The organism is Pseudomonas sp. 8O, assembly GCF_902506495.1.
Lineage (GTDB): Bacteria > Pseudomonadota > Gammaproteobacteria > Pseudomonadales > Pseudomonadaceae > Aquipseudomonas > Aquipseudomonas chaetocerotis.
The window spans coordinates 207,500-230,403 of the sequence record NZ_LR733264.1 but is presented as its reverse complement, the minus strand read 5'-3'; the positions used below and the strand labels follow the sequence as shown (position 1 = coordinate 230,403).

Annotated in this window: 19 protein-coding genes and 2 pseudogenes; 16 read left to right on the top strand and 5 right to left on the bottom strand. The window is 63.8% G+C overall.

The window, feature by feature from the left end:
* Nucleotides 1–137: 137 nt before the first annotated feature.
* Nucleotides 138–2,546 (bottom strand): hybrid sensor histidine kinase/response regulator, encoded by a 2,409-nt coding sequence (locus GV002_RS03875; protein ID WP_160017132.1) that lies wholly within the window; start codon nt 2,544–2,546, stop codon nt 138–140.
* Nucleotides 2,547–3,040: 494 nt separating this feature from the next.
* On the opposite strand from GV002_RS03875, the gene GV002_RS03870 reads away from it, so the two are divergent.
* From GV002_RS03870 to GV002_RS03850, 5 genes are all read left to right on the top strand, one after another.
* On the top strand, nt 3,041–3,838 hold the full coding sequence (locus tag GV002_RS03870) for a hydroxymethylpyrimidine/phosphomethylpyrimidine kinase (protein WP_178094658.1): 798 nt from the start codon (nt 3,041–3,043) through the stop codon (nt 3,836–3,838).
* A gap of 10 nt (nt 3,839–3,848) precedes the next feature.
* Entirely contained in the window at nt 3,849–4,472 is a 624-nt protein-coding gene (gene thiE, locus GV002_RS03865; RefSeq protein ID WP_160017131.1) for a thiamine phosphate synthase, read from the top strand.
* Nucleotides 4,473–4,494: 22 nt separating this feature from the next.
* Nucleotides 4,495–5,784 (top strand): glutamate-1-semialdehyde 2,1-aminomutase, encoded by a 1,290-nt coding sequence (gene hemL, locus GV002_RS03860; protein ID WP_160017130.1) that lies wholly within the window; start codon nt 4,495–4,497, stop codon nt 5,782–5,784.
* The gene (locus tag GV002_RS03855) at nt 5,784–6,416 is read left to right on the top strand and encodes a DUF6962 family protein (RefSeq protein ID WP_160017129.1); all 633 of its coding nucleotides are present in this window, start codon (nt 5,784–5,786) and stop codon (nt 6,414–6,416) included. Before hemL ends, GV002_RS03855 begins: the two co-directional genes overlap by 1 nt.
* A gap of 305 nt (nt 6,417–6,721) precedes the next feature.
* On the top strand, nt 6,722–7,270 hold the full coding sequence (locus GV002_RS03850; RefSeq protein ID WP_160017128.1) for a tetratricopeptide repeat protein: 549 nt from the start codon (nt 6,722–6,724) through the stop codon (nt 7,268–7,270).
* A 37-nt stretch (nt 7,271–7,307) separates the two neighbouring features.
* On the opposite strand, the gene GV002_RS03845 is transcribed toward GV002_RS03850, so the two are convergent.
* The gene (locus tag GV002_RS03845) at nt 7,308–7,631 is read right to left on the bottom strand and encodes a DUF1820 family protein (RefSeq protein ID WP_013717157.1); all 324 of its coding nucleotides are present in this window, start codon (nt 7,629–7,631) and stop codon (nt 7,308–7,310) included.
* Nucleotides 7,632–7,820: 189 nt separating this feature from the next.
* Between GV002_RS03845 and miaB the strand changes: the two genes are divergently transcribed.
* The 5 genes from miaB (at nt 7,821) to lnt (ending at nt 13,201) form a co-directional block, all read left to right on the top strand.
* Complete coding sequence (gene miaB / locus GV002_RS03840) at nt 7,821–9,164, top strand: tRNA (N6-isopentenyl adenosine(37)-C2)-methylthiotransferase MiaB (protein ID WP_160017127.1); 1,344 nt, start codon at nt 7,821–7,823, stop codon at nt 9,162–9,164.
* Between the two features lie 87 nt (nt 9,165–9,251).
* Complete coding sequence (locus tag GV002_RS03835) at nt 9,252–10,244, top strand: PhoH family protein (RefSeq protein ID WP_160017126.1); 993 nt, start codon at nt 9,252–9,254, stop codon at nt 10,242–10,244.
* Nucleotides 10,237–10,716 (top strand): rRNA maturation RNase YbeY, encoded by a 480-nt coding sequence (ybeY, locus tag GV002_RS03830; RefSeq protein ID WP_160017125.1) that lies wholly within the window; start codon nt 10,237–10,239, stop codon nt 10,714–10,716. Before GV002_RS03835 ends, ybeY begins: the two co-directional genes overlap by 8 nt.
* 6 nt (nt 10,717–10,722) lie before the next feature.
* The gene (locus GV002_RS03825) at nt 10,723–11,562 is read left to right on the top strand and encodes an HlyC/CorC family transporter (protein ID WP_072424410.1); all 840 of its coding nucleotides are present in this window, start codon (nt 10,723–10,725) and stop codon (nt 11,560–11,562) included.
* A gap of 115 nt (nt 11,563–11,677) precedes the next feature.
* Nucleotides 11,678–13,201, top strand: a complete 1,524-nt coding sequence (gene lnt, locus GV002_RS03820) for an apolipoprotein N-acyltransferase (protein ID WP_160017124.1) — start codon at nt 11,678–11,680, stop codon at nt 13,199–13,201.
* Between the two features lie 205 nt (nt 13,202–13,406).
* Here the strand turns inward: lnt and GV002_RS03815 are convergent.
* Both GV002_RS03815 and GV002_RS03810 read right to left on the bottom strand, forming a co-directional pair.
* Nucleotides 13,407–14,176 (bottom strand): annotated as a pseudogene (locus tag GV002_RS03815) (YdcF family protein).
* 87 nt (nt 14,177–14,263) lie between these two features.
* On the bottom strand, nt 14,264–14,692 hold the full coding sequence (locus GV002_RS03810; RefSeq protein ID WP_160017123.1) for a hypothetical protein: 429 nt from the start codon (nt 14,690–14,692) through the stop codon (nt 14,264–14,266).
* 178 nt (nt 14,693–14,870) lie between these two features.
* Between GV002_RS03810 and leuS the strand changes: the two genes are divergently transcribed.
* The 6 genes and pseudogenes from leuS (at nt 14,871) to lipA (ending at nt 22,108) form a co-directional block, all read left to right on the top strand.
* Nucleotides 14,871–17,483 carry a leucine--tRNA ligase gene (gene leuS, locus GV002_RS03805; RefSeq protein ID WP_160017122.1) on the top strand — a complete coding sequence of 871 codons (2,613 nt, stop codon included), beginning with the start codon at nt 14,871–14,873 and terminating at the stop codon, nt 17,481–17,483.
* Nucleotides 17,484–17,537: 54 nt separating this feature from the next.
* The gene (lptE, locus tag GV002_RS03800; RefSeq protein WP_160017121.1) at nt 17,538–18,149 is read left to right on the top strand and encodes an LPS assembly lipoprotein LptE; all 612 of its coding nucleotides are present in this window, start codon (nt 17,538–17,540) and stop codon (nt 18,147–18,149) included.
* Between the two features lie 57 nt (nt 18,150–18,206).
* Nucleotides 18,207–19,241: a DNA polymerase III subunit delta gene (holA, locus tag GV002_RS03795; RefSeq protein WP_160017120.1), complete on the top strand. Its 1,035-nt coding sequence runs from the start codon at nt 18,207–18,209 to the stop codon at nt 19,239–19,241.
* Between the two features lie 132 nt (nt 19,242–19,373).
* Nucleotides 19,374–19,520, top strand: a pseudogene (arfA, locus tag GV002_RS03790) (alternative ribosome rescue factor ArfA); the annotation flags it as partial.
* An 81-nt stretch (nt 19,521–19,601) separates the two neighbouring features.
* Entirely contained in the window at nt 19,602–20,858 is a 1,257-nt protein-coding gene (locus GV002_RS03785; protein WP_160017118.1) for a lytic murein transglycosylase, read from the top strand.
* Between the two features lie 197 nt (nt 20,859–21,055).
* Nucleotides 21,056–22,108, top strand: a complete 1,053-nt coding sequence (gene lipA / locus GV002_RS03780) for a lipoyl synthase (protein ID WP_160017117.1) — start codon at nt 21,056–21,058, stop codon at nt 22,106–22,108.
* A gap of 177 nt (nt 22,109–22,285) precedes the next feature.
* Here lipA and lipB read toward each other — a convergent pair whose 3' ends face one another.
* A complete protein-coding gene (gene lipB, locus GV002_RS03775) occupies nt 22,286–22,903 on the bottom strand; it encodes a lipoyl(octanoyl) transferase LipB (protein WP_160017116.1) in 618 nt (205 codons plus the stop codon).
* Nucleotide 22,904 lies beyond the last annotated feature (1 nt).

The window sequence follows — 22,904 nt, the reverse complement described above, 5'->3', positions numbered from 1 at the left end:
GGAAAGAGGTTGCTCGTGCAAAGCTGCACTTGTAGGAGCCAGCTTGCTGGCGATCATCGATCTGACAGGCGCCAAGCATCGCCGGCAAGCCGGCTCCTACAGGGCGGAGCGACTTGATTACGCCCTGCGAAGAAGAGTCAGACCGGAGCGGCGCCACCGGAAACCGTCGCCGGGCGGCACAGCACCCAGTCATGCAGCAGCACGCGCAACTCGTCGAACTTCACCGGCTTCGCCAGGTAGTCGCTCATGCCCGCAGCCAGACAGCGCTCGCGGTCGCCACTGTGACTGTGCGCAGTGATCGCCAGCACCGGCAACTCGGCGCAGCCCGGCAGGGCGCGCAGTGCGCGGCAGGTGGCAAAACCGTCCATCACCGGCATCTGGCAGTCGAGCAGCACCGCATCCACCGTCTCGCCGCGCAGCAACTCCAGCGCCTCGGCACCGTTGTCGGCAGTGCGCACGCGGTAGCCGAGCTTGAGCAGCATGCCGCGGGTAACCAGTTGGTTGATCGCATTGTCCTCGACGATCAGTACCGTGCATTGCTGTGCCTGGCGCTGCAGCGCACCACCCCGCGGCCGTGCCGGGCGTACATCGTTGGCCTGTGGTTGCAGCGGCAGAGTCAGCGGCACATCGAGGCGAAAACGACTGCCCTGCCCCGACTGAGACTCGTGACTGAGACTGCCGCCCAGCAGATCGACCAGTTGCCGACAGATCGCCAGGCCAATGCCCAAACCGCCGTACTTGCGGGTCATTGAACCGTCGAGCTGGTGGAAACGCTGATACAGATCGCCCTCATGGACGAAACCGATACCACTGTCGCTGACCACCACACTCAGTGGCAGGTTGCTCCCCACGTTGCCGGCCCGGCCGACCTGCAACGTCACGCCGCCCTCGCTGGTGAACTTGATGGCGTTGTCCAACAAATAGCCCAGCGCCTGCGCCAGCTTGGTCGCGTCCCCTTCCAGGGTATCGGGCAGGTTGTCATCCAGCTCCAGGGCGAACGTCAGCCCCTTGTCTTCGGCGCGCGACGCATACTGGGCACGCAGGCCATCGAACAGCCCGCGCAGGCTGAACGTCTCACGTCGCGGGTAGAGTTTGCCGGCCTGCAGCTCAGTGAGCGCGAGGATGTCGTTGACCATGCGCATCATGTCGCGCGCGGACGCTGCTGCGGTCTTCTGGTACTGCTCCAGTTCGATGTCCATCTTCACCGTCTGCATCAGCTCCAGTGAGCCGATCACCCCGTTCATCGGCGTACGCAGCTCATGGGTGACGGTGGCGAGGAATTCGTCCTTGAAGCGGTTGCTGTCAGCCAGTTCCTGGTTCAGCGTTTCAAGCTTGCGTCCGGCCTCCTGGAGGATGCGCGTACGTTCTTCCTTCATCGCGTTGATGCGGTCGGCCAACGCCAGCGACAGCAGGCCCACCTCCAGCGCCGAGCCAATCTGGCTGGCGTACATGGTGAGAAAGACATTCGGCAGGTAGCCCAGCACCATCAGCGTGTTGACGAGGCCGCCAATGAGAAAGGCGGTCCAGGCGACGATGAAGTAGCGCGCCACGCGCATGCCGCGCAGCCAGGCCAGTACCCCGGCGGCGAAGATCACCACGGTGAACAACAGCGCAAGGTAGGTGGCAAGACGCAGTGCGGTCGCATAGCTGACGCTCAGTGCCAGGATCATCACCACGGCACCACAGGCCATGAGCAGCAACAACAGGCGGTCGACCCAGGGACTGTGCTCGGAGGTGTGCAGGAAGCTGCGGGCGAACTGGCAGCCGAACAAGGCGGCCGAGCCGATCAGGAAGGGGGTCGCGGCATTGGCCCACCAGGGACTGTTGGGCCAGAAATACTCGATGCCGGCACCGTTGACCGAGACCTGATACAGACCGAACGAGGCTATGTAGAGAATGTAATAGAGGTAGCTGGTGTCGCGCACGCTGAGGAAGATGAACAGGTTGTAGACCAGCATCACCAGCAGCACACCGTAGATGATGCCGAGCACGTAGATTCGCGCGGGCTGCTCTTCCAGGTAGGCATTGGGCGCCCACAGGGTCAACGGCGCCTGGATCGAACCCTGGCTTTCCAGGCGCAGATAAATGCGCTTTTCCTGGTTTGGCTCGAGGTTCAACTCGAAGAGGTAGTTGTTCTGCCGGATCTGCCGGCTGTCGAAGGGCAAGGCATCGCCGGTACGTTGAGCCAAGGCGAAGCCGCCCGCTTCGCTCGGCAGATACAGCTCCAGATGATCGAGCGGCGGATAGGCCAGCTCCAGCAACCAGTTGCGGGGGCCCAGCGCCAGCTGCGGCAGGTAGTGCAGGTCCAGCCGCAGCCAGAACACCGAACGCGAATAGCCGGCATTGAGCACGGGCTTGTCATGCAGGCGGAAGCTGCCTTGCACGGCCAGCGAGGCAACATCGTCGATGCTGGCGTCGCCACGTACGTCCTCGAACACGTACATGCTCTGCCCCAGCGGCAGTGCACGCGTCTGTTCGTCGAAGGTAACGGCGCCCACGAGCGAGGAAAAAACGAAGCTCACGATGAGCAGGAGCAGCCGGTACATACGACTCCAGAACCCTGTCGAACGGTGCCCAGGCCCCCATTAGCCCATCAGATGGCACCGTCACGCACGGCAGACTTATATTCGAATCGCCCTACTCTAGGGACTGTTGGGTCGCTTTTCCAGATTCAGACGGCAGTTTAAGCAGCGCTTCACCTATGGCCTCGACCAGATACTGCAGGGAAAACACGCCGCCATAGGTCCAGATCGAAGGCATCGCGGCGAAGTGATGCCCCAGGGGCTTGGCGCCAGATCCATGGCCGACTGAAAGCCGAGCAGCGCCATTGCTCCAGCTCGGCGTCCATCGCCTGCTGGAGTTGCTCGGCCAGCGCCTCGCGCCACAGCGAACGCGCCAGATCGAAAAACGCCTCGCGCTGCACCTGCTGATTGTCATGCTGCTGGCTGAAACCCTGATACACCTGCACCGGCGCAATACGCTCGAGCGCCCGGCATGGCATGCAGCGACTGACGACCTGTTAGTGATAAGCTCGCGCACCATGAAAACGCCAAACTTCCGCCCCGTAGTGCTCTGCATGTCCGGTCACGACCCCAGCGGTGGTGCCGGCCTGCAGGCCGATATCGAAGCCCTGCTGGCTCAAGGCTGCCACGCTGCCCCGACGGTGACCGCCCTGACCGTGCAGGATACCGTCAACGTCTCCGACTTCCGTGTGCTCGACCGCGACTGGGTGCTGGCCCAGGCTCGCGCGGTGATCGCCGACATGCCGGTCGCCGCCGTCAAGCTGGGCATGCTCGGCTCGGTGGACATGGTCGACACCGTGCTCGAAGTGATGAGCCAGTTGCCGGGCGTACCGCTGGTATGCGACCCAGTGCTGCGCGCGGGCGGCGGCGGCTCGCTGGGCAAGGATGACGTCGGCTATGCCATGCGCGAGCGCCTGTTCGCCGCGTCCACCATCGCCACACCGAACCTGCCGGAGGCGCGCATCCTCGCCGAACTGCCGCAAGGCAACGCCGACGAGTGTGCCGACAAGCTTCTGCCTTATATCGAGCACCTGCTGATCACCGGCGGCCACGGCGACGAAGCCGAAGTGCACAACCGCCTGTACAGCCGCGACGGCAGCCGTCATACCTTCACCTGCGCACGCCTGCCGGGCAGCTACCATGGCTCCGGCTGCACCCTGGCCAGTACCCTGGCCGGTCGCCTGGCGCTGGGCGAGGAACTGGTCAGCGCCGTGAAGAGCGCCCTGGATTACACCTGGCGCACCCTGCGCGATGCCGAACAACCCGGCCATGGCCAGTACGTACCGCGCCGCCTGCCGCTGGATTTTTTGCAATGAAGAGCCGTTCGTGAACCTGCGCGGTCTATACGCCATCACCGACACACCACTGCTGGCCGGCGGCAAGCTGCTGCCCTACACCGAAGCGGCGCTGGTCGGTGGCGCACGCCTGCTGCAATACCGCGATAAATCCGCTGATGCCGTGCGCCGTTTCGACGAAGCCCAGGCCCTGGCCGAACTGTGCCAGCGCCACGGCGCTACGCTGATCATCAACGACGACCTGGAGCTGGCCGCCCGCCTGGGCGTTGGCCTGCACCTGGGCCAGAGCGACGGCTCGCTGGCCGCCGCCCGCGCCCGCCTCGGCGCTGACACCGTGATCGGCGGCACCTGCCATGCCCAACTGGAACTGGCCGAGAGCGCCGTCGCCGAGGGCGCCAGTTACATCGCCTTCGGCCGCTTCTTCAACTCCAACACCAAACCCGGCGCTCCGGCTGCCACCGTGGAGCTGCTGGACGAGGCGCGTGCGCGTTTTGCCCAACCCATCGTCGCCATCGGCGGCGTGACCTTGGGCACCGCACCCAGCCTGATCACCCGCGGCGCCAGCATGGTCGCCGTGATCCACGCCCTGTTCGCTGCGGACTCCGCCACCGAGGTGGAAGACCGCGCCCGCGCCTTTGCCGCGCTGTTCGTCTGATTCGTTTCCAGAGAGACCTGCCATGTCCCGTTCAGAAATCCTCTTCGCCAATGCCCAGAAACACATCCCCGGCGGTGTCAACTCGCCGGTGCGCGCCTTCCGCAGCGTCGGCGGCACGCCGCTGTTCTTCAAGCACGCCGAAGGCGCCTACGTGGTGGATGAAGACGACAAGCGCTACGTCGACTACGTCGGCTCCTGGGGCCCGATGATCCTCGGCCACAGCCACCCCGAAGTGCTCGACTCGGTGCGTCGTCAGCTTCAGCACGGCCTGTCCTACGGCGCACCGACCGCTCTGGAAACCGAGATGGCCGAGCTGGTGTGCAGCCTGGTGCCGTCGATGGAGATGGTGCGCATGGTCAGTTCCGGCACCGAGGCGACCATGAGCGCCATCCGCCTGGCCCGTGGCTATACCGGCCGCGACAGCATCATCAAGTTCGAGGGCTGCTACCACGGTCACTCCGACAGCCTGCTGGTCAAGGCCGGCTCTGGCGCACTGACCCAGGGCGTGCCGAACTCCGCCGGCGTGCCTGCGGCTTTCGCCAAGCACACCCTGACCCTACCGTTCAACGACATCGACGCCGTGGCCGAGTGTCTGGCGCAGGTCGGCCAGGAAGTCGCCTGCATCATCGTCGAACCCGTGGCCGGCAACATGAACTGCGTGCCGCCGGCGCCAGGCTTCCTCGAGGGCCTGCGCGAGCAGTGCGACAAGCATGGCGTGGTACTGATCTTCGACGAAGTGATGACCGGTTTCCGTGTCGCCCTCGGCGGTGCCCAGGCGCACTACGGCGTCACCCCGGATCTGACCACCTTCGGCAAGATCATCGGCGGCGGCATGCCGGTGGGCTGCTTCGGCGGCAAGCGCGCGATCATGGAATGCATCGCTCCGCTCGGCCCGGTCTACCAGGCTGGCACCCTGTCGGGCAACCCGCTGGCCATGGCCGCTGGCCTGACCACGCTGAAGCTGATCAGCCGCCCGGGCTTTCACATCGAGCTCACCGACTACACCTCGCGCATGCTCGCCGGCCTGCAGGAGCGCGCCGATGCCGCCGGCATTCCCTTCGTCACCACCCAGGCAGGTGCCATGTTCGGCCTGTACTTCAGCGGCGCCGACGACATCGTCACCTTCGCCGACGTGATGGCCAGCGACAGCGCACGCTTCAACCGTTTCTTCCACCTGATGCTGGACGGCGGCGTATACCTGGCCCCGAGCGCCTTCGAAGCGGGCTTCACCTCCATTGCCCACGGCGACACGGAACTGGAAATCACCTTTGCTGCCGCCGAGCGCGCCTTCGCCGAGCTGAAAAAAGCCTGATGCAGTACAGCACCGCCTTCAGTGATGCGTTACTGGCACTGGCCTGCGCCGCCTGCGTCTGGATTGTCGGTCGGGCACGCGGGCGCTACGGCGAGGGCGACCAGCCGGCGCTGTTCTGCGCACTGCTCGGCTTCCTGCTGCCGGCCGCAGCGGCCAGCGTCGGTGTGATTCGCTACGGCTTCGACCCAAGTTGGCAGCCCGCGCACCTGTGGCTGAGCCAGGCCAGCAGCTTTCTCGGCCTGCCACTGCTCGGCGCTGCTGCGTTGGCGCTGGGGCGCGGCTGGGCCTGGAGCCGGCCGAACTGGGGGCGCATCCTGCTCGGGCTGTGTGCATTCTTCGAACTGTTCCGCCAGCTTGGCTACCTGGAGGACTACCGCCTGGCGCTGAACCTGGCCACGCTGGTACTGATTCTCTATGCCGGCGCGGTCCAATGGCCACGCCGCGCGCCAGTGATCAGTGCAGCTGTGGTGGTGGGCCTGTTTCTGTTGGCCGGCCTGGCGGTCGGCACCAACGGAGTGATCGGGCCACTGCGCCGCATCGACCTGTTTCACGTGCTGCTGGCGCCGGCTTATCCGCTGCTGGCCTGGCTGCTGCTGAGCCTGCCGGGGAGCGCGAAACGACAGACCGGGTAACAGGCTGTTGAAAAACGTAGGCGAGGAAGGCAAGACAAGGCAAAAGCGGCCGAAAAAGCGCAGCTTACGTGCTGTAAATGAGCATTTGATTCGTTTCGCTCACCCCTTCGGGGCCGCGCTAAAGCGCGTTCAGCTTTTGGCTGTGAGGCCGGTTTTAACGCAGTATTGCCAATGTAGGTAGTTTTTCGACAGCCTGGTAAAGCCTTTGTAACCAGCCCGCGGTTATTCCATAATGCGACGGTCGGCACGTTCTGCGCCGACCGGGCACGTCACCCGACCTGAACTGCCGAGGTCCCGTTATCCAGATGAACCGCACCGGCCGCACCCTGTCACTGGGCTGCCTGTTGCTTTTCCTCCCGCTGTTTGCGTTTGCAGGCGGCAATTCCCTGCTGATCCCCGCCAGTGGCAGCTGCGCGCTGAACGCCTCCCCCGAAGAAATGCCCGATGCCCTGGCAAGCTGCCAGGAAATGGCGCGCACCGGCAACATGCAGGCCGCTTATGAGCTGGGTGAGTACTATTACGACGGCAAACGCACCCCACGCGATCTCAAGCAGGCCCTGACCTGGTTCGAACGCGCCTCACTGCAGGGCCATGCAGAAGCGCAGCTGCGCCTGGGCACCATGTTCTTCCGTGGCGAAGGCGTACCGGCCAACAACGTGCAGGCCTACATCGTGTTGAAGATGGCATCGGTCAATGGCTCGGACGAAGCCATGGATAGCGCTGATCTGGTATCGGCGCAGATGCGCCGCGATGAACTGGAAATCGCCAGCCAGGTGCTGGGGCAGATTTTCCGCAGCTACCTGCTGGAGCTGCAGACCGCCGAAGGTCGCTCGCCCTTCGCGCCGCTGCCCTAAAACACTGGTGCGCGCGGCGCACCCTACGGGCCTGCTCTTATTTATCCGGCATCGGCATGGGGAACGGCATCACGTTGCCGCCGCCCTTGGCCTCGCTGATCTTCGCCGTGCCCAGACGCTCTACCTCGTCGATGCGAATGATCGCGTGCATTGGCACGAAGCTGCGCACCACACCCTCGAACTGCGCCTTGAGCTTCTCCTCGCTGGGATCGACCACCAGTTGGCTGCGCTCGCCGAAGACGAACTCCTCTACCTCCAGAAAGCCCCACAGATCGCTCTGATAGATCTGCTTGGCGTACATCTCGTACACCTGGCCCTGGTTGAGGAAAATCACCTTGTAGATGGGATCGCGCTTGCTCATGAAGACTCGGAGTGAGGAAAAACGGGGGGGCGCAGGATAGCACAGCGCCGCATGCGTAGCCGGATGCAATCCGGGGACGGACGACGCAAGACCCCGGATTGCATCCGGGCTACGGGAACTGAGCGGTGGCATCCACTTTGGCACACGCCTATAATGCGCGGTCATTTTTTAACCACCTCAGACAGTGCCATGACCAAGAAGCTCTATATCGAAACCCACGGTTGCCAGATGAACGAGTACGACAGCTCGCGCATGGTCGACCTGCTGGGTGAGCATCAGGCCCTGGAGGTCACGGAAAAACCCGAAGACGCCGACGTGATCCTGCTCAATACCTGCTCGATCCGTGAGAAGGCGCAGGACAAGGTGTTCTCCCAGCTAGGCCGCTGGCGCGAGTTGAAGCAAGCCAACCCGGATCTTGTGATCGGCGTCGGCGGCTGCGTGGCCAGCCAGGAAGGTGCGGCTATCCGCGACCGCGCACCCTATGTCGATGTGGTCTTCGGCCCGCAGACACTGCACCGCCTGCCGGAGATGATCGATGCCGCACGCCTGACCAAGACCGCGCAAGTCGACATCAGCTTCCCCGAGATCGAGAAATTCGACCGCCTGCCCGAACCGCGCGTCGACGGCCCCAGCGCCTTCGTTTCGGTGATGGAAGGCTGCAGCAAGTACTGCACCTTCTGCGTGGTGCCCTATACCCGTGGCGAGGAAGTCAGCCGACCGCTGGTCGACGTGTTGATGGAAATCACCTCCCTTACCGAGAAAGGCGTGAAGGAAATCACCCTGCTCGGGCAGAACGTCAACGGCTACCGGGGCGAAGCGCCAGATGGCCATATCGCCGACTTCGCCGAGTTGCTGCATGCCGTGGCGGCGCTCGACGGCATCGAGCGCATCCGCTACACCACCAGTCACCCGCTGGAGTTCTCCGACGCGATCATCCAGGCCCACGCCGAGATCCCGCAGTTGGTCAAATACCTGCATCTGCCGGTGCAGTCCGGCTCCGACCGCATCCTCGCGGCGATGAAGCGCAACCACACCGCCCTGGAATACAAGTCGCGCATCCGCAAGCTGCGCGCTGCCGTGCCGGACATCCTGATCAGCTCGGACTTCATCGTCGGCTTCCCCGGCGAGACCGAGAAGGACTTCGAGCAGACCATGAAGCTGATCGAAGACGTCGGTTTCGACTTCTCCTTCTCTTTCATCTACAGCTCGCGCCCCGGCACACCGGCCGCCGACCTGGTCGACGACACCCCGGACGAGGTGAAGAAGCAACGCCTGGCCCTGCTGCAGCACCGCATCAACCAGAACGGCTTCGAGAACAGCCGACGCATGGTTGGCACGGTGCAACGCATCCTGGTCAGCGACTACTCGAAGAAAGACCCGGGCATGCTCCAGGGCCGCACCGAGCAGAACCGCATCGTCAATTTCCGTTGCGACAATCCGCGCCTGATCGGCCAGTTCGTCGACGTCCACATCGACGACGCCCTGCCCCACTCTCTGCGCGGCACCCTGCTGGATGCCAACACCCTCAACTAAAGCCGTAATTGCCCACACTTTGCGTTGTGGGCGACCGGCGTTATGCTGCCTTTCCATACCCAGACAAGTGACGATCACACCATCACCTTGAACGCCTCTCTAGAACCTCATCGTTTTACCCTCGAACCTTTCGAGGCTCGCCGTTTCGCCAATCTCTGTGGCCAGTTCGACGAGCATCTGCGCCTGATCGAAGAGCGCCTCGGCCTGGAAATCCGCAACCGTGGCAACCAGTTCGAGATGCTCGGCAGCACCGAAAAGACCCAGGCCGCCGAAACCCTGCTGCGCAAGCTGTACCGCGAAACCAAGGCCACCGAGCTGTCTCCCGATCTGGTGCACCTGTACCTGCAGGAATCCGGCGTCGAAGAGCTGGTCAGCCCCAGCAACCTGCCGCAGGTGACCCTACGCACCAAGAAGGGCGTGATCAAGCCGCGCGGTGCCAACCAGCAGCTCTACGTCAAGGCGATCCTCGACAACGACATCAACTTCGGAATCGGCCCAGCCGGTACCGGCAAGACCTACCTGGCCGTAGCCTGCGCGGTGGACGCGCTGGAGCGTGAACAGGTGCGACGCATCCTGCTGGTGCGCCCGGCGGTCGAGGCCGGCGAGAAGCTCGGTTTCCTGCCCGGCGACCTGGCGCAGAAAATCGACCCTTACCTGCGCCCGCTGTACGACGCGCTGTACGAGATGCTCGGCTTCGAATACGTGGCCAAGCTGATCGAAAAGCAGGTGATCGAGATCGCGCCACTGGCCTACATGCGCGGCCGCACCCTTAACAACAGCTTCATCATTCTCGACGAGAGTCAGAACACCACCGTCGAGCAGATGAAGATGTTCCTCACCCGTATCGGTTTTGGCTCTACCGCCGTGATCACCGGCGACATCACCCAGGTCGACCTGCCGCGCGGCACCAAGAGCGGCCTGGCGCACGTCATCGAGGTACTGCGTGACGTGCCCGGTATCAGCTTCACCCACTTCAAGCCCAAGGACGTGGTGCGCCACCCGCTGGTGCAGCGCATCGTCGAAGCCTACGAGCGCCACGACGCGCGCCTGCACGGCAAGGTCGACGGCCACGATGCTTGAGCTCGACCTGCAACTGGCCACTGACGGCCAGCACCCGGACGAAGCACAGCTGCGCCGCTGGTGCGAACTGGCGCTGCGCCAGCGCACGGCCGATTCCGAGCTGACCATCCGCCTGGTCGATGAGGCCGAAGGCCGCGAGCTGAACCACACCTGGCGGCACAGGGACTACGCCACCAACGTGTTGTCCTTCCCGGCCGAGATTCCCGATGGAATCCTCGACATTCCGCTGCTGGGCGACCTGGTGATCTGCGTGCCGGTGGTCGAGCGAGAAGCCGCCGAGCAAGGCAAGACACCCGAGGCGCACTGGGCACATCTGGTGATCCACGGCTGCCTGCACCTGCTGGGTTATGACCATATCGAGGAAGACGAAGCCCTCGAGATGGAAGAACTGGAACGACAATTGCTCGCCGAACTGGGTCATCCCGACCCGTATGCGGACGACGAATCCCCTCCTGACAAGGACCCCGAGTAAAACGCCATGAGCGAAGACCGATCGAGCAACGAGCAGAAGTCCTGGTTCAACAAGCTGACCCAGGCTTTTGCTCATGAGCCGAGAAACCGCCAGGAACTGCTGGAAGTCCTGCGCGAAGCCCACCAGAACAAGCTGCTCGACAGCGAAGCACTGGCCATCGTCGAAGGCGCCATTCAGGTCGCCGACCTGCAGGTACGCGACATCATGGTGCCGCGCTCGCAGATGATCAGCATCAAGGCCAGCCAGACGCCCCGCGAGTTCCTGCCCGCCATCATCGACGCGGCGCACTCGCGCTACCCGGTGATCGGCGAGAGCCTCGACGACGTCATCGGCATTCTCCTGGCCAAGGATCTGCTGCCGCTGATCCTGCAGGGTGAACAACCCAACTTCAACATCAAGGACCTGCTGCGCCCGGCCACCTTCGTGCCCGAGTCCAAGCGCCTGAACGTGTTGCTGCGCGAGTTCCGCGCCAACCACAACCACATGGCCGTGGTCATCGACGAATACGGCGGTGTCGCCGGCCTGGTGACCATCGAGGATGTACTCGAGCAGATCGTCGGTGACATCGAGGACGAGCACGATGTCGAGGAAGACGGCTACATCAAGCCGCTGCCCTCCGGCGACTACCTGATCAAGGCGTTGACGCCCATCGACAGCTTCAACGAAACCTTCGACAGCCAGTTCTCCGACGATGAGTACGACACCGTCGGTGGCCTGGTGATGAGTGCCTTCGGCCACCTGCCCAAGCGCAACGAAGTCACCGAGATCGGCGAGTTCCGCTTCCGCGTGCTCAACGCCGACAGCCGCCGCATCCACCTGCTGCGCCTGACCCCAGTCAGCCGCTGACGGCTGGTATCCGGGGATGGCAACCGAGCCTCCCCGGATTGCATCCGGGCTACCACTTGCCGCCCGCCACTGCCTGCCCCTACCCTTGCGCCACCCCGATTCCAAGGATCTGCTCATGTTGCAATGGATCACTCGCCCGGGCTGGCCCGGCCACCTGCTCGCCTGCGGCGCTGGCGCCCTGACCACCCTGGCGCTCGCGCCTTTCGATCTCTGGCCATTGGCCGTGCTTTCCATTGCCCTGTTGTATTTCGGCCTGCGCCATCTGCGCCCCGGCCAGGCAGCGCTGCGCGGCTGGAGCTACGGCTTTGGCCTGTTCGCCGCCGGAACCAGCTGGGTATATGTCAGCATCCACGACTACGGTGCTGCATCACCGGCACTGGCCGGCATTCTCACCCTGGGCTTCGTCGCCGGCCTGGGCCTGTTGTTCGCCCTGACTGGCGCCCTATGGGCGCGCTGGATACGCCGCAACGAAGCACCACTGGCCGACGCCCTGGCGTTCGCCGCGCTATGGGTCGCACAGGAAGTGTTTCGTGGCTGGTTCCTCACCGGTTTTCCCTGGCTCTATGCCGGTTACAGCCAGCTCGACGGCCCGCTGAGCGGCCTGGTACCGGTCGGCGGCGTGTGGCTTTCGTCGTTCGTCATCGCCCTGTCGGCAGCGCTGATCATCAATCTGGAGCGCCTGCGCAAGCACAAACCACGCTACGCCTGCGCCCTGCTCCTGTTGCTGAGCCCCTGGATCGTCGGCCTGGCGCTGAAGGATCACCACTGGACCCGCGCCGCAGGCAACAGCCTTACGGTTGCCGCCGTGCAAGGTAACGTCGAGCAGAACCTGAAGTGGGACCCGGCCCACCTCAACGCGCAGCTGGCGCTGTATCGCGACCTCAGTTTCAGCACCGAGCGAGTCGACATTCTGGTCTGGCCGGAAACGGCGATCCCGGTGCTCAAGGACATGGCCCAAGGCTATATCGGCGTGATGGATCGCTTCGCCCGTGATCGTAACAGTGCACTGATCAGCGGCGTGCCGGTGCGCCAGTCAAACGAACGTGGCGAGCTGCGTTATTACAATGCGATCACCAGCTTTGGCGAAGGCCAGGGCACCTACCTCAAGCAGAAGCTGGTGCCATTTGGCGAATACGTCCCTCTGCAAGAAGTGCTGCGCGGCTTGATCGCCTTCTTCGACTTGCCGATGTCCGACTTCGCCCGCGGCCCGGCCGACCAGCCACCGCTGCTGGCCAAGGGGCATCGCATTGCGCCCTTCATCTGCTATGAAGTGGTCTACCCGGAGTTCGCCGCAGCACTGGCAGCGGACAGCGAGATCCTCCTCACGGTGAGCAACGACACCTGGTTCGGCACCTCCATCGGCCCGCTGCAGCACCTGCAGATGGCGCAGATGCGTGCACTGGAGGCCGGACGCTGGATGATCCGCGCCACCAACAATGGCATGACCGTGGTAATCGACCCGCAAGGACGTATCCAGTTCGGCTTAGCGCAGTTCGAACAAGGCGTGCTCTACGGCGAAGTGCTGCCCATGCAGGGGCTCACGCCCTATCTGCAATGGCGCATCTGGCCGCTGGCGATTCTCTGCGCCCTGTTGCTGGGCTGGGCACTGCTGGCCAGCCGCATGGCCAAGACGGTATAGAAGCGGCGGCAGCGAAGGTCGCCCGGATTGCATCCGGGCGATGCGCTTTTCGTAGGAGCCAGCTTGCTGGCGATCAGTGCGGCCAAGTGCCCCAGGATCGCTGGCAAGCCAGCTCCTACAGGAATCACGCACGCCCTCAATCAGGACCGTAAATCAGCCCTCGGAACGCAGAATCCGCAGGCGTACAGCCTGCGGCGAGTACGCCCTACTGCTTCCCGTAGACGATGGGGTACGCCAACAACCCGATGACTTCGTTGAGCAATTGACTGCTCTGCCAGATCACGCTCGACTCCGGCAACCAGCCGCCCAACGGGCGCTCATAGCCGGCACTGAGATAGCCCATCGGCGCCGTGATCACCTCGAAGCCGGCCTGTTCGAAACTCCAGCGCGCACGCGGCATGTGCCAGGCCTGTGTCACCAGCACCACACGACGAACGCCTTGAGGCTGCAACAGCTCAGCGCTCAGTTGAGCATTTTCCCAGGTGGTACGGCTCTCCTCCTCCAGCCAGCGTATCTGCAGCCCATAGTCCCGGTGCATGGCATCGGCCATCAACGCCGCTTCACTGGGTGGCTGGTCGTAATGCAGGCCACCAGTTGCAGCCAATGGCAGGCCGGACGCGCGTGCCAGGCGAGCTGCATAGCGCAGTCGCTCCAACGCCATCAGACCGGGCTGATCGGTGCGCCCCCAGCCCGGATCGTTCTGCTCACGCCCGGCACCGAGAATCACGATAGCGTCGGCACGCTGCGCCAGCGTCGCCCATTGCGCCTCCTCCAGCACCGGCTCACGCTCGAGCAGTCGAGCCCCCGACTGCATCACCGCCGGCAGGCTCATCAGCCAGAGCCCGCAAAAGCCCGTCGCGAAACAGGCCATCGCCACCCGGGAAACCGGCGGCGTAGCCACCAGCCCAGCAGCATCAGCAGCAGCAGGACGCCTGGCGGCATCAACAGTTGTTTGAGGATGTAGCGAATCGGCATCAGGCACCTCCTGGGCGCCCAAGCCTATCAGGCTGCTGAAACCGCAGGCGACGACTACATGGATGCAGGAAGTCCGAGGCGAGGCAGCTAGCGGGGATTACCGCTACGAAACAACTTCGAGCCGCAGGCCTGACAGGCCTGGGCATCCTGCCCTCGCTGCCAGGTCACCGGCGTACCGCAGAGAGCACAACACAAGGCCTGGCGCCGCTTGAGCAGGGGTTTTGCCTTGGCCATAGGGCCGGCAGAAACGCCCTTGCCCACGCGCATTGGCTGGCGCTGGATCAGCGCCAGCTCCTCGGCCGCCGCATGCCAGCCACGCAACCAGTTCAGGTCACGGTTGAGATAGGCACGGATCAGGTCCAGCTCCGCCGGGCTCAACCCATCGAGCTCCAGCTCGCGCAGCGGCTCGGCATGCAGGCGGCTGGCGGTATCGGCTTCCTCCAGCGCCAGGGCAAGCCTTTGCAGCAGTCGCTCGTAAAGGCCACCCCTCCGCTCCACTTGCCGTGCATCCGCCATCTAACACCTCGCGAGCCCCGACAACCGCGGGCCTTGAATAAAGCTTAGCGAAGGCCCCGCACGCAGCCCGGCGCTGCGACAAACGGCGGACGCAGCACAATCTGGGTTTCCCTCGATAGACGGCGCTCATGTATGCTACGACGTTTTCCGCAAGCCCCATTCCTTCAGCGCCAGAGCCATGCACGAACAGTACTCGCCCCGTGAAATAGAAGCCGCCGCGCAGTCCCATTGGGACGCGCAGAAATCCTTCGTCGTCAGCGAACAGCCTGGCAAGGACACCTTCTACTGCCTGTCGATGTTCCCCTACCCCAGCGGCAAGCTACACATGGGGCACGTGCGCAACTACACCATCGGTGACGTGATCGCGCGCTACCAGCGCATGCAGGGCAAGAACGTGCTGCAGCCGATGGGCTGGGACGCCTTCGGCATGCCGGCGGAAAACGCCGCGATGAAGAACCAGGTGGCACCGGCCAAATGGACTTACGAGAACATCGCCTACATGAAGTCCCAGCTCAAATCGCTGGGACTGGCCATCGACTGGACACGCGAAGTCACCACCTGCAAGCCGGATTACTACCGCTGGGAGCAGTGGCTGTTCACCCGCCTGTTCGAAAAGGGCGTGATCTACCGCAAGAACGGCACCGTCAACTGGGACCCGGTTGACCAGACCGTACTGGCCAACGAGCAGGTCATCGACGGCCGTGGCTGGCGTTCGGGCGCGCTGATCGAGAAGCGCGAAATCCCGATGTACTACTTCAAGATCACCGCTTACGCCGAAGAGCTGCTGAGCAGCCTGGATGAGCTCGATGGCTGGCCCGAGCAGGTCAAAACCATGCAGCGCAACTGGATCGGCAAGAGCTTCGGTGCCGACATCGTCTTCGACTACGACGTCGCCAGCGTGGGTATCGAGGGACAACTCAAGGTCTACTCGACTCGCCCCGACACCCTGATGGGCGCCACCTACGTCGCAGTTGCCGCCGAGCACCCGCTGGCCCAGCGCGCCGCCGAAGGCAGTGCGCAGATCGCCGCCTTTATCGCCGAATGCAAGGCCGGCTCCGTGGCCGAGGCCGACATGGCCACCATGGAGAAGAAAGGCCTGGCCACCGGCCAGTTTGTCATCCACCCGCTGACCGGCGACAAGCTGCCGGTGTTCGTCGCCAACTACGTGCTCTGGGGCTACGGCGAAGGCGCAGTGATGGCCGTGCCGGCGCATGACGAGCGTGACTTCGAATTCGCCAACAAGTACGACCTGCCGATCCAGCAGGTCTACACCGGCGAGGGCAAGGACTACGACGCCAGCACCTGGCAGGACTGGTATGGCGACAAGGCCGGCCTGACCACCATCAATTCCGGCAAGTACGACAACCTGGACTTCGGCGCCGCCTTCGACGCCATCGTCGGCGATCTGGAAGCCCGCGAGCACGGCGCCCGCAAGACCCAGTTCCGCCTGCGCGACTGGGGCATCAGCCGCCAGCGCTACTGGGGCTGCCCGATCCCGATCATCCACTGCGACAGCTGCGGCGACGTACCGGTGCCGGAAGACCAATTGCCGGTCGTGCTGCCCGAAGACGTGGTGCCGGACGGTGCCGGCAGCCCACTGGCGAAGATGCCGGAATTCTACGAATGCACCTGCCCGAAATGCGGCGCCCCGGCCAAACGCGAAACAGACACCATGGACACCTTCGTGGAGTCCTCCTGGTACTTCGCTCGCTACGCCAGCCCGAACTACGAAGGCGGCATGGTCGATCCGCAGGCGGCCAACCACTGGCTGCCGGTGGACCAGTACATCGGCGGTATCGAGCACGCCATCCTGCACCTCTTGTACGCGCGCTTCTTCCACAAGTTGATGCGCGATGAAGGTTTGGTCAGCTCCAACGAGCCGTTCAAGAACCTGCTGACCCAGGGCATGGTGGTCGCCGAAACCTACTACCGCACCCTGGCAAATGGCGGCAAGGACTGGTTCAACCCGGCCGATGTCGAGGTCGAGCGTGACGCCAAGGCCAAGGTCATCGGCGCCAAGCTGAAAAGCGACGGTCTGCCAGTGGAAATCGGCGGCACCGAGAAGATGTCCAAGTCGAAGAACAACGGTGTCGACCCGCAGGACATGATCGACCAGTACGGCGCCGACACCTGCCGCCTGTTCATGATGTTCGCCTCGCCGCCCGACATGAGCTGCGAATGGTCGGATGCCGGCGTCGAAGGCGCCAACCGCTTCCTGCGTCGCGTCTGGCGCCTGGCTCAGGGCCATGTCAGCGCCGGTCTGCCGGGCAAGCTGGATGCCGCCAGCCTGAGCGACGAGCAGAAGGCTGTACGCCGCGCTATTCACCTGGCGATCAAGCAGGCCAGCAACGATATCGGCCAGCACCACAAGTTCAACACCGCCATCGCCCAGGTGATGACGCTGATGAACGTACTGGAAAAAGCCGCCACCGCGACAGAGCAGGATCGCGCGCTGGTGCAGGAAGGCCTGGAGATCGTCACCCTGCTGCTCGCGCCGATCACCCCGCATATCAGCCACGAACTGTGGCAACGCCTGGGTCACGCCGATGCCGTGATCGATGCGCAGTGGCCGCAGGTCGACGAAACCGCCCTGGTGCAGGACAGCCTGACCCTGGTGGTACAGGTCAACGGCAAGCTGCGTGGCGAGATCATCGTGGCGGCCAGCGCCAGCCGCGAGGACGTCGAAGCTGCCGCCCGCGCCAACGAGAACGTGCTGCGCTTCACCGAAGGCCTGAGCATTCGCAAGGTCATCGTGGTACCGGGCAAGCTGGTCAACATAGTCGCCAACTGATTAAGCTCGGCGCCACACATGTGTGGCGCCGTGATCCGCCAAGGGGATATGAGAATGATGAAACGGAATCTGCTGGTCATCGGCCTGGCCGGCCTGCTCAGCGCATGCGGCTTCCAGCTGCGTGGCACTGGCGATGTGCAGTTCGCCCTCAAGGAACTCGACGTCAGCGCGCGCGATGCCTACGGTGACACCGTGCAGCAAGTACGTGAAGTACTGCAAGACAACGACGTTCGCGTTTACTCCGGCGCGCCCTACAAGCTGGTGATCAGCCGTGAAACCGAAGATCGTCGCGGCGCCAGCTACAGCAGCGGCGCCCGTACCGCCGAGTACGAGCTGACCATGGGCCTGGAATACGAGATCCGCGGTGCGAAGAACCTGCTGCTGACCGGCAACAAGGTGGAAGTACAGAACTACTACCAGCAGGATGACAACAACCTGGCCGGTTCCGACCAGGAAGCGGCTCAGCTGCGCAGCGAGCTGCGCCGTGAAATGATCCAGCAACTGATGTTCAGCCTGCAGCAGATCACGCCCGAGCGACTGGACCAACTGCAACAGACCGCCGAAGCCCGCGCCAAGGCCGAAGCCGAAGCACTGGAAGCAGAGCGCCGGGCTCGCGAGAGCCAGGTCGCACCACAGCAGTCGCCGATCGAACTGCCGTCCCGCTAAAGGCCCAAGGGCCGCAACTGCGGCCCGACGCCATGCCCGTCTGATGACATCACCTCGATGAAGCTTGCCCCCGCGCAACTCAGCAAACACCTGCAAGGCGCTCTCGCACCTGTCTATGCGATCAGCGGCGACGAGCCGCTGTTGTGCCAGGAAACCGCTGACACCATTCGCAATGCCTGCCGCCAGCAGGGGTTCGGCGAACGCCAGGTGTTCAATGCCGAAGCCAACTTCGACTGGGGCAACCTGCTGCAAGCGGGTGCCAGCCTGTCGCTGTTCGCCGAAAAGCGCCTGCTGGAACTGCGCCTGCCTTCCGGCAAGCCAGGCGACAAGGGCACAGCCGCCCTGCTCGAATACCTGGCCCGCCCGCCCGAGGACACCGTCCTGCTGCTGAGCCTACCCAAGCTCGACGGCAGCACGCAGAAATCCAAATGGGCCAAGGCGCTGATCGACGGCCAAGTCAGCCAGTTCATCCAGATCTGGCCGGTAGACGCCAACCAGTTGCCGCAGTGGATTCGTCAGCGCCTGGCTCAGGCGGGCCTGAGCGCTAGCGCCGATGCGGTGGAAATGATCGCCGCACGAGTGGAAGGCAACCTGCTGGCCGCCGCCCAGGAAGTGGAAAAACTCAAGCTGCTCGCCGATGGCAATCAGGTCGATGCCGAAACCGTGCAGGCTGCGGTGGCCGACAGCGCCCGCTTCGATGTCTTCGGTCTGATCGACTGTGCCCTCGGTGGCGACGCCGCACATGCCCTGCGCATGCTCGAAGGCCTGCGCGGCGAAGGCGTGGAAACCCCGGTGATCCTCTGGGCTCTGGCCCGCGAGATTCGCCTGCTGGCCGGCATCGCCCACCAGCAGAGCCAGGGCATACCGCTGGACAAGGCCTTCTCCAGCGCCCGTCCGCCCGTCTGGGACAAACGCAGGCCGCTGGTATCCAAAGCATTGCAGCGTCACAGCAGCAAACGCTGGGGCGAGCTGTTGCAACAAGCACAGTTGATCGACGCGCAGATCAAGGGCCAGGCGCCCGGTGATCCGTGGAGCAACCTGGCCATGCTAACCCTGCAACTCTCCGGGCAACGGCTGCGTCTTTCTCCGTAGGGCGGGTGCAACCCGCCACCCGATGATGGCGGGCTGCACCCGCCCTACGCCCCCGTCTGGACATTTTCTGTACAGCGGCGCATAGTCTTCGCCGCCTGCATTGGCGCAGGCCAGCCTGCATGAGGAAATGCCATGAGCAAGAAAACCGGCAAACGGCCGAACAAGGCCAAATCCATCGTCGCCCAGCCACTGTTTCGCTCCCGCCAGGAACGACCGCAGAAAGGCAAAGGCAGCTACCGCCGCGAAGCCTCCCACACTTGGGAGGCTTCTTGCTTTATGGGGTATGTTGATTCACTGATAGCCCTGACTGTTGCCCGAGCATGCTAAGGTAACCGCCTGCTTAAACGTCCTGAGATAGACATGCCACACCAGCTTCCTCGTCGCGTCCTGGCTCTGCTTCCTCTTCTGCTGCTGGCGGCCTGCGCCCAGGCCCCGGCGGAAAACCTGCCTAGCGCCACAGCCCCCGCAGCGCTCCAGACTACAGCCGAAAACCCCTTGCCCAGTTTCGCCGACTGGCAGCAGGCAATGCGTGGCGAAGCGATTGCCGCCGGCATCGATGCGGCGCTGTTCGATCGCGTATTCGCTGACGTCACCCCTGACCCTGCGGTGCTCAAGGCAGACAGCAGCCAGCCCGAGTTCACACGCCCGGTTTGGGAATACCTCGATGGTGCCGTCTCCTCCAGCCGCATCGGTCGCGGCCGGGTATTGCTGGCCCAACACAACACCGTGCTGCAACGCATCGAGCAGCAATATGGCGTCGAAGCGCAGATCCTGGTGGCCATCTGGGGTCTTGAGAGCAACTTCGGCAACAACATCGGTAGCCACAGCGTAATCCGCTCCCTCGCCACACTGGCCTATGACGGTCGCCGCCAGGGCTTCTGGCGTGCTCAGTTGCTGGCCGCACTGCAAATCCTGCAGAACGGTGATGTACCCAGCGAACGCATGATCGGCTCCTGGGCCGGCGCCATGGGCCAGACCCAGTTCATGCCCACCACCTACAACCAACATGCGGTCGATTTCGACGGCGACGGCAAGCGCGACCTGTGGAATTCCTCAACCGACGCCCTGGCCTCAGCCGCCCACTATCTGCAGGCATCCGGCTGGCAGCGTGGCCAGCCTTGGGGGTTCGAAGTGAACCTGCCGAGCGGCTTCGACTACGCCCTGGCCGACCCGGATCAACGCCGCACGCTGGCCGAATGGGCAGAGCTCGGCGTAAGGCCACTGGCACCGACAGGCGCAGCGGCGAGCTCCCGCGCCAGCCTGCAGCTGCCTGCCGGGCACCAAGGCCCGGCTTTCCTGCTGCTGGACAATTTCCGCAGCATCCTCAAGTACAACAATTCCACGTCCTACGCGCTGGCCATCGGCCTGCTCGCCGACAACCTGCTGCGCGCCAGCGAAATTAAGGGGCAATGGCCTCGGGGTGAGCGTCAACTTGGGCGTAGTGAACGTGTCGAGTTGCAAGAACTGCTGGCCCAGGCCGGCTTCGACCCCGGCCCGGCCGACGGCATCATCGGCGCCAATACGCGCAAGGCCATTCGCGCCCTGCAACTGCAGTTGAACTGGCCAGCCGATGGCTACCCCAACACCCAATTGCTGCAACAGCTGCGTACACGCTGAATCCAGGCGCTGGCCCACCAAGGTCTTGCCATCACTGGCGAGTGTATTGCTGACCTGTCGCAGCAAAGCCCCCGGAAACGCCTTTCCGGTGTTTTGTCGACAGGCGGCCCCAGCGTCTGCATACACCTTCTGTGATAGACTGGCCGGCGGCCAAAAGCCACCTGCCCACGGAGCCTCTACCGGAGCCCAGATTTCCGATGTCCGACACCTCCTCGCCCAAATCCGTCGCCAGCGGCGAAAAATTTCGCACCGCCCAAGGCATCACCGCGATCAAGGATGGTCAGAAGCGCCGCGCCTCGGCCGAACCCCAGGTTTTCGAACCCAAGCCCAAGTGGCTGCGGGTCAAGGCGCCTGGCGGTAGCCGTTTCGAGGCGGTCAAGCGCAACGTCGGCGAACATCGCCTGAGCACCGTCTGCCAGGAATCGCACTGCCCGAACATGGGCGAGTGCTGGTCCAACGGCACGGCCACCATCATGCTGATGGGCTCGGTGTGCACCCGTGCCTGCCGCTTCTGCGCCGTGGACACCGGCAATCCCAATGGCTGGCTGGATCTGGAAGAGCCGCAGAACACCGCCAAGTCGGTGGAGCTGATGGCTCTGCGTTACATCGTGCTGACCTCGGTGGACCGTGACGATCTGGAAGACGGCGGCGCCGGCCACTATGCAGCCTGCGTGCGTGCAATCAAGGAAAACACCCCGCAGGTGGTGGTCGAAGCCCTGACCCCGGATTTCGATGGCGATCACCAGGCCATCGAGCGCGTCGTCGACTCCGGTCTCGAAGTCTTCGCGCAGAACGTCGAGACGGTCAAACGCCTCACCTACGTGGTACGCGACCCGCGCGCCGGCTACGAGAAGACCCTCAAGGTGCTCGAACACGCGAAAAAGCACCGTCCCGATGTGCTGACCAAGACCAGCCTGATGCTCGGCCTGGGTGAAACCGACGAGGAAATCCTGGAAACCATGGATGACCTGCGCGCCATCGGCGTGGATATCCTCACCCTCGGCCAGTACCTGCAACCCACACGCAACCACCTCAAGGTGCAACGCTGGGTCAGCCCTGAAGAGTTCAATCGTTTCCGTGACATCGGCCTGGAGAAAGGCTTCATGGAAGTCGCCGCCGGCCCGCTGGTACGCTCCAGCTACCGCGCTGATCGCGTGTTCGAGAAGAACAACCTGGGCCTCGCCGCACCCGTACCGGTGCCCGGCCAGGAGATCAACGCCAGCCTGATTCCGGCGCTGAATCTGAACTGAAACAGGTCTTCACGGCAAACGAAAGGGACGCCTCGGCGTCCCTTTTTCGTTGCTGACAGTCAGGGTGCGCCATGCTGTCGCCTCATTGGTGCGCGCAGCGCACCCTATGCTTGGCGCGATCATCCGTAGGGTGCGCCGCGCGCACCGAGAAACCGCGAATATCGAGCCGCTGAAACGCTACGCGTAACCCAACCTTTTGCGTAGCGCCTGTTCCAGACGTTGCGCTACCTCGTCGAAGGCCGGTGGCGATGGCAGCAGGTCACTCATCTGCACCATCTTCAGCCCGGCATAACCGCACGGATTGATGCGCAGAAAGGGTGACATGTCCATATCGACGTTCAACGCCAAGCCATGAAACGAGCAGCCACGGCTGACGCGCAGGCCCAGTGAGGCGATCTTGTCTCCTGCCACGTATACGCCCGGCGCATCCGCCTTGGGCGCAGCCTCGATACCATAACTGGCCAACAGCTCGACCAGGCTCTGCTCCATGGCAGTCACCAGTTCACGCACGCCGAGATCGAGGCGACGCAGATCGAGCATCAGATAGGCGACCAATTGGCCAGGACCGTGATAGGTCACCTGCCCACCTCGCTCGACCTGGATCACCGGAATATCGCCCGCCGCAAGCACATGTTCGGCCTTGCCAGCCTGGCCCTGGGTGAACACCTTGGGATGCTGCAGCAACCAGATCTCGTCCGGGGCCTGTGCATCGCGCTCACGGGTCAACTGGCGCATGGCCTCCAGCGTGGGCTGGTAGTCGACCAGCCCGAGATGACGGACGACAAGCTCGGGCATG